Below are 6,686 nucleotides of genomic sequence, written 5' to 3'. Positions count from 1 at the left end.
AACAGCATTATTTATGTTCGGTACAGATTTCTTGTTAGGGATGTTTAATCCATCAGAGAGCTTATTAGAGGTTGCTAGACTATCTTTAAGAATTATTTCTATATCCTTTGTCTTTGTAGGAGTATCAATTGCAATGAATACGGTATTCCAATCTTTAGGTAAAGGGGTATCAAGTATGATTATGACGCTACTAAGACAACTAATCTTTCTAATCCCATTTGCCTATATCTTTGGAAAAATATGGGGAACAAATGGCGTTTGGGCAGCATACCCAGTTGCCGAATTATTTGTAGTCTTGATTTATGTACCAATATGTTATAAAACATTTAAGAAGGCATTTAATGTGAAGTAAGAGGTGAAAGCATGAAACCAACAGATGATATCAAAAATGAACTTGATGAAATTCTAAAAAAATTAGATGAAGCTGAAAAAGAATTCACTGCAAAAATGAAAGAATTCAACTTAGCAGAAAATAGCAAAAAGGAAGAGCAAGCAGTAGAATAAGTTAAGGTTTATCGTAAGATAAGCCTTTTATTCTCAAAAGGTAAATGTATGAATAAAAAAATAGTAGATTTTATTATGGTAGTAGTGGGGAATTGTTTGATAGCTTTTGGAGTATCTGCTTTTATTCTTCCTTATAATATACTATCGGGAGGTCTAGCTGGGATTGCGGTTGCACTACAACCATTAGTTCCAATAAACCCAACATGGTTTGTGAACATCTTTACCGTTGTTCTATTTATATTGGGAGCAGCTCTATTGGGTAAATCATTCGCAATTAAAACACTAATAAGTACAATTGTTTATCCAATTGCATTAATTCTTTTCCAAGGAAAGTTTCATATTGAATGTGATCCTTTACTAGCAGCGTTGTATGGCGGGTTACTCAGTGGGATTGGTGCTGGACTAGCTATGCGTACAGGTGCAAGTACAGGTGGTGTTAATGTTATTACGATGATTTTGCACAAATATACACAAACAAGTTTATCGATGCTTGTGTTAATTATTGATGCAATCACAGTGGGATTAGGCTTATTCTCATTGGGAATTGAAGCTATTCTTATTGGATTCATTTCTGTATGGGCCGGCTCACAAGCAGTAGATAAAGTATTATTACTAGGACTTCAAGAAGCAAAAGCTGTACAAATTATATCGCCGGAATATGATAAGATTTCAAATGCAATTCATGAAAAAATGATGCGTGGAACAACACTTCTTCATGCAGAAGGTGGTTATTCACATGATGAAAGAAAAGTTGTATTAACGGTAGTGAGTAAGAACCAATATCAAGTTCTAACAAGAATTGTTAATGAAATTGATCCTAATGCCTTTATCGTGACAAGCGATACCAATGAGGTTAAGGGGTTGGGATTCTCTTATGAGTTTAAAATATAGCGCTTAAGGCGCTTTTTTCTTTGGCTTTCATAATTGTAAGGATACTGTAAGTAAAAACGAAGGATTCTTGCATTATTAAAGGATATAGTAAAGACACAAGGAGATGATCAATATGAAAATAATAAAACTTATAATGGAAATCATCGAAGACTGTATGCAAATGTGTAACGGAAAGCCAGAAGAAGAAGTTTTAAAAAATGACTATAGATAGTTGACAGTGATATTCATCTAATATATACTACATATGAACATATATTCATATGTTGAGGTGAGAGTATGAAATTAGAGTATATCTTAGAAGGTTTGGACTGTGCACATTGTGCAAGTGAAGTTGAAGAAGCTGTAAATGAATTAGATGTAGTTCAAGAGGCAACCGTTGATTTCATGAGTAAAAAACTAACGATAAACACACATGAGAAAGACAAACATAAAGTTCAACAAGTAATTATTGATTTAGTGAAGAAAGTTGAACCTGATGTTGTGGTTAAAGAAAAAGGGGAATCAATTGAACTATTTTTAAAAGGTTTAGATTGTGCAAACTGTGCACAAAAGATTGAAGACCAAATAAAAAAACTACCTAATGTACAAGAAGCTCATGTTAATTTCATGAATACAACATGTACAGCTGTTTGCGATTTAGGACAACGAAATAATGTTGAAAAAGAAATTGAACGCATTGTAAAAGAATTAGAACCAGATGTAGAAGTGCAAAAAACCGAAACAAAAAAAGTTGAAAAAAATGATGAATCAAAATCAGATCTTATAAAAATAGGAATTGGAACAGTACTTTTTGTAATAAGTTTATTCTTTGAAGAAAAGGGATTAATAGCGATGATATTTTCTTTATCATCTTATATAGTGCTAGGTTATACCGTAATATTTCGTGCATTAAAAAATATCATACGAGGACAAATCTTTGATGAAAATTTCTTGATGGCTATTGCGACAATTGCAGCTATCTTCTTACAAGACTATCGTGAAGCGGCAGCAGTTATGTTGTTTTATCAAGTAGGAGAATATTTTCAAGAAAAGGCTGTTCGATCAAGTCGTAAATCTATCTCTGATTTGATGAATATTCGCCCAGATATTGCACATATCAAAAAAGGAAGTGATGTTCTTGATGTTGCACCAGAGAGTGTTGTCATTGATGATGTGATTGTAGTAAAACCAGGGGAGAGAATTCCATTAGATGGTGTTATTATAACTGGAGCAAGTAGTCTTGATACATCGAGTCTAACGGGTGAAAGTTTAGAAAGAGATGTTCAAGAAGGTGATGAAGTTTTAAGTGGTTGTGTTAACCAACGTGGATTGTTGGAAATTAAAGTTAGTAAATCGTTCGGCGATAGTACAGTAAGTAAAATATTAGAACTCGTTGAAAATACAAGTAGTCGAAAAACAAAATCAGAGAATTTTATTACGAAGTTTTCAAAAGTATATACACCAACAGTTGTTATTTTGGCAGTTGCATTAGCAATACTTCTTCCTTTATTAAGTAGTGGTATTGATTATCGTGAATCTATTCAAAGAGCTGCGGCATTCCTAGTTATTTCTTGTCCATGTGCTTTAGTCATTAGTGTACCGCTAGGATTCTTTGCGGGAATTGGTGGATTAAGTAAGAATGGGGTATTAGTAAAAGGAAGTACAGTAATTGAAGGATTATCAAAACTTCAACTCATGGTTTTTGATAAAACAGGAACAATTACGGAAGGTAAGTTTGGTGTAAGTAAAATTATTGGATCATCAAAAGCCTTAGAACTGGCGGCATATGGTGAATCAAATTCTACACATCCAATTGCAGTATCAATACTTAAGGAATATGGTAAAAGTATTGATGGTACAAGAATCAGTGAAGTTGAAGAAATAGCAGGGCATGGAATACGTGCTAAGCTAGATGATAAAAATATTCTTGTTGGAAATCAAAAGTTGATGAGCCAATTTGAAATAGAATGTCCAACAATTGGTGAAGCAGGAACACTTGTTTATGTTGCACAAGACCAACAATATATAGGAGCGATAGTAATTGAAGATCAAATTAAATTAGACTCAAAGAATGCATTAAGTAAATTAAAAAATGCCGGCATTGTTGAAAATATTATGGTAACAGGCGATCGCAAAGCAGTAGCGGATAAGATTGCAAGACAAGTAGGCATTGATAAAGTATATAGTGAATGCTTGCCAGATCAAAAAGTAGATGTTGTAGAATCTTTATTGCCTAAAGGCAAATTAGGGTTTGCAGGAGATGGTATTAATGATGCACCTGTACTAGCATTAGCGGATGTTGGAATTGCCATGGGTGGTGTAGGTAGTGATGCAGCAATAGAAGCTGCCGATGTTGTAATCATGGATGATAAACTAAGTAAAATTGCACTTGCCATCACACGCTCTAAAAAGACAATGAATATTATTATGCAAAATATAGTAGGGGCTATCGGAATTAAAATTATAATCTTAATTCTAGGAGCACTCGGTTATGCAGGAATGTGGTTAGCTATATTTGCTGATGTTGGTGTTTCATTGATTGCGATTCTCAATTCAATTCGTTTACTCAAGAAAAACTAGTTTAATCAAATTTTCTTAAATCCTAAGGATGATGTAACTTCGTTTGCGTCATCCTTTTATAATGCGCATGCTATACTTATTAAGGTGATATGAAAATGAATAATAAAAAACGTATGATTTATTTTACGATATTTGCGATTTCACTACTTGTTGAAATTGTGATTGGGCTTTATATCAAAGATGATTTTATTAGACCTTATATGGGAGATGTTTTGGTAATAGTTGTGCTTACAAGTTTCCTAAGATTATTTTGGTTAGCTAAACCAAAATATCTAGGAGTGTATGTTACTTTCTTTGCGATAGCAGTTGAATTCATGCAGTTATTTCATCTGGATAGATTATTACATATTCAAGGAACTCTTTTAGGGGTAGTCATTGGGTCAACCTTTGATTGGAAAGATATTCTTTGTTATCTCATTGGTGGAGCTATTTTCGTTGCTTGCGAGAAAATATTACAAAATAATAAGTGATAAAAGAAAAAGCATTATTTTATCTCATAACGACTTCATGTATAATAGGAATAGATTTAGAATGGATGATACGATGATTAAAAAAATACTGTCTTTATTGATGTGTACTTTTCTATTATTAAATAGTTTTACAGTTTTTGCAGAAGATGAAGCAACACCTACACCTGAACCAGAAGTAACGGTTCCTGATGCACTTGGGTTAAATGCGGAGGCTGCAGTTTTAATTGACGCAAAAACGGGAATGGTACTATATCAAAAAAATATGAATGAACCAATGTATCCTGCAAGTATTACCAAAGTTTTAACAATCTACATTGCACTAGAAAAGTTGGATCCTAACGCAACTCTTACAGCAACAAATACAGCAATTGATAATATTGATCGTACAAGTAGTCATATTTGGCTTGATTATGGTGAACAAGCACCGATGATTGATTTTGCCTATGCAAGTATGATGGCAAGTGCGAATGATGCAACAAATGTACTTGCGGAAGCAGTGTCAGGAAGCCAAGAAGAATTCGCGAAGTTGATGAATGAGGTAGCTACAAGTGCAGGAGCTAAAAATTCAAATTTCATAAACGCTCATGGACTCCCCGATGAAAATCATAAAACAACAGCGTATGATATGGCGATGATCTTACGTGCAGCGATGAAAAACAATACATTTAAAGAAGTATTTGGTGCTGTTCGTTATGATATGGCACCAACTAATAAACAAAGTAACACACGTGCATTTTCTACTGGAAATGAAATGTTGAAGAATTCAAAGTTTAAATATGAATATGCAACAGGTGGCAAAATCGGCTGGACTAATGATGCCGGGTACACGATGGTTAATACTGCAACGAAAGATAATATGGACTTAATTGGAGTTGTTTTAGGGTGTGATAGTAGTGATGCCCGTTATGAAGATATGCAAAAACTATTTAATTATGGTTTCAATAACTTTAAAACAGTAACACTATCGAAAGAACTAGGTATTGGAGAATCTGAGATAAAAGAAGGTAAAAAAGTCATAGGAAATGCAACATTCTATTTAGCGAATGACTTGAATGTCTTATTACCAATGGCACAAAGTGAAGACACAATCGCAATTCATATAGAATATAGAAAGATAGATGAAGGCGAAAATATTGAAGGTTATGCAGTTATTTCGGTTGATGGTAAAGATGTAGGTGAAATAAAATTAGAGAAAGAAATGACAATGCACGACTTGAGTTTCTCAGCAACTAAGCTACCAATGATCGTGAATATCATCAATTTAATAAGTGTAGGAATTTTAGGTTTATTTGTCATTTTAAAGTTTCTTGTATTTATTAGAAGGAACACGAAACTTCCAGATTAAAATTAAGTGAAGTGATGGCTATTTTTCACAATGTGAAAGTTATAACTATTAAATTGACATAAACTGTGAATGTCGATATAATTTAAAGCACGGAGGAAGAAATAAAATGAAAAAATTAATAGCATTATTAATCGCTGCTATGGCTTTAGCTGGTTGTTCAAGTGCACCTGCTACACCAAGCGCAACACCTGCAGCTAGTGAAACACCTGCTGCAACTGGAGCATTAAAAGTAGGAATCGGCTCAGTAACAACTCTTAGCGTTGCAGATGCAACAGCTGATGCAGAAGGAAAAGCTCAATTCAACACAACTTATGCAACAGTAGTATTAGAAGGAGATGTAATCAAATACGTTTCTATCGATACAGCTCAAAACACAGGTAAATTCAGCACAGCTGGTGCAGTAACAGCTCCTGAAGATATTACAGTAACTCCAACTAAGAAAGAAAAAGGAGCAGACTACGGTATGCTTTCAGCTTCTGAAATTGGAAAAGAATGGTTTGAACAAATCGCTGCTTTCGAAGAATATGCAGTTGGAAAAACAGTTGCTGAATTAGCAGCTATGCCTACACTTGACAAAGGTGATGGTAACCACACAGCAGTTCCTGATGTAGAAGAATTAAAAACATCTGTAACTATGACAGTTGGAGATTATATCAAAGCTGTTGAAGTAGCTGCAGCTAACGCTCAAGAAGTTGAAGGTGTTGCTCAAGTAGGTACAGGTTCATTCACAAGCTTAAGCACAGCAGATGCTACAGCTGACAAAGATGGTCAATTCCAAGCAAACACTTCATTTGCAGTAGTTGCTTTAGATGCTGACGGAAAAATCGTATTCACAAATATCGATACAGCTCAAAATACAGTAAAATTCAGCACAGCTGGTGCAGTAACAGCTCCTGAAGATATTACAGTAACTCCAA

The 6,686-nt window shown here is 34.1% G+C and carries 7 protein-coding genes; all 7 read left to right on the top strand.

Going from position 1 to position 6,686, the window contains the following annotated elements:
• The coding region (locus RSB60_RS10345) for an MATE family efflux transporter (RefSeq protein ID WP_332616171.1) at positions 1-352 on the top strand (352 nt) is incomplete at its 5' end.
• Positions 353-363: 11 nt separating this feature from the next.
• Positions 364-504 carry a hypothetical protein gene (locus RSB60_RS10340; protein WP_323382009.1) on the top strand — a complete coding sequence of 47 codons (141 nt, stop codon included), beginning with the start codon at positions 364-366 and terminating at the stop codon, positions 502-504.
• Positions 505-552: 48 nt separating this feature from the next.
• Positions 553-1,395 carry a YitT family protein gene (locus tag RSB60_RS10335; RefSeq protein WP_332475892.1) on the top strand — a complete coding sequence of 281 codons (843 nt, stop codon included), beginning with the start codon at positions 553-555 and terminating at the stop codon, positions 1,393-1,395.
• A gap of 276 nt (positions 1,396-1,671) precedes the next feature.
• On the top strand, positions 1,672-3,954 hold the full coding sequence (locus RSB60_RS10330; protein WP_332616169.1) for a heavy metal translocating P-type ATPase: 2,283 nt from the start codon (positions 1,672-1,674) through the stop codon (positions 3,952-3,954).
• A 95-nt stretch (positions 3,955-4,049) separates the two neighbouring features.
• Entirely contained in the window at positions 4,050-4,424 is a 375-nt protein-coding gene (locus RSB60_RS10325) for a ribosomal maturation YjgA family protein (protein ID WP_332616167.1), read from the top strand.
• Positions 4,425-4,497: 73 nt separating this feature from the next.
• Positions 4,498-5,769: a D-alanyl-D-alanine carboxypeptidase family protein gene (locus tag RSB60_RS10320; protein ID WP_332616163.1), complete on the top strand. Its 1,272-nt coding sequence runs from the start codon at positions 4,498-4,500 to the stop codon at positions 5,767-5,769.
• Positions 5,770-5,875: 106 nt separating this feature from the next.
• Positions 5,876-6,686, top strand: an 811-nt coding sequence (locus tag RSB60_RS10315) for a hypothetical protein (RefSeq protein WP_332616161.1), incomplete at its 3' end; no start/stop codon positions are given.

It is taken from the genome of Anaerorhabdus sp. (assembly GCF_036657415.1).
Lineage (GTDB): Bacteria > Bacillota_I > Bacilli_A > Erysipelotrichales > Erysipelotrichaceae > Anaerorhabdus.
Note: the sequence above shows the minus strand (reverse complement) of the source record. Positions and strands in the feature narration are given on the sequence as shown.

Bases quoted from the DNA above. Each gene is read 5' to 3' on its own strand.
- RSB60_RS10325 (WP_332616167.1), top strand. From the start codon at position 4,050: ATGAATAATAAAAAACGTATGATTTATTTTACGATATTTGCGATTTCA.
- RSB60_RS10335 (WP_332475892.1), top strand. From the start codon at position 553: ATGAATAAAAAAATAGTAGATTTTATTATGGTAGTAGTGGGGAATTGT.
- RSB60_RS10340 (WP_323382009.1), top strand. From the start codon at position 364: ATGAAACCAACAGATGATATCAAAAATGAACTTGATGAAATTCTAAAA.
- RSB60_RS10330 (WP_332616169.1), top strand. From the start codon at position 1,672: ATGAAATTAGAGTATATCTTAGAAGGTTTGGACTGTGCACATTGTGCA.
- RSB60_RS10320 (WP_332616163.1), top strand. From the start codon at position 4,498: ATGATTAAAAAAATACTGTCTTTATTGATGTGTACTTTTCTATTATTA.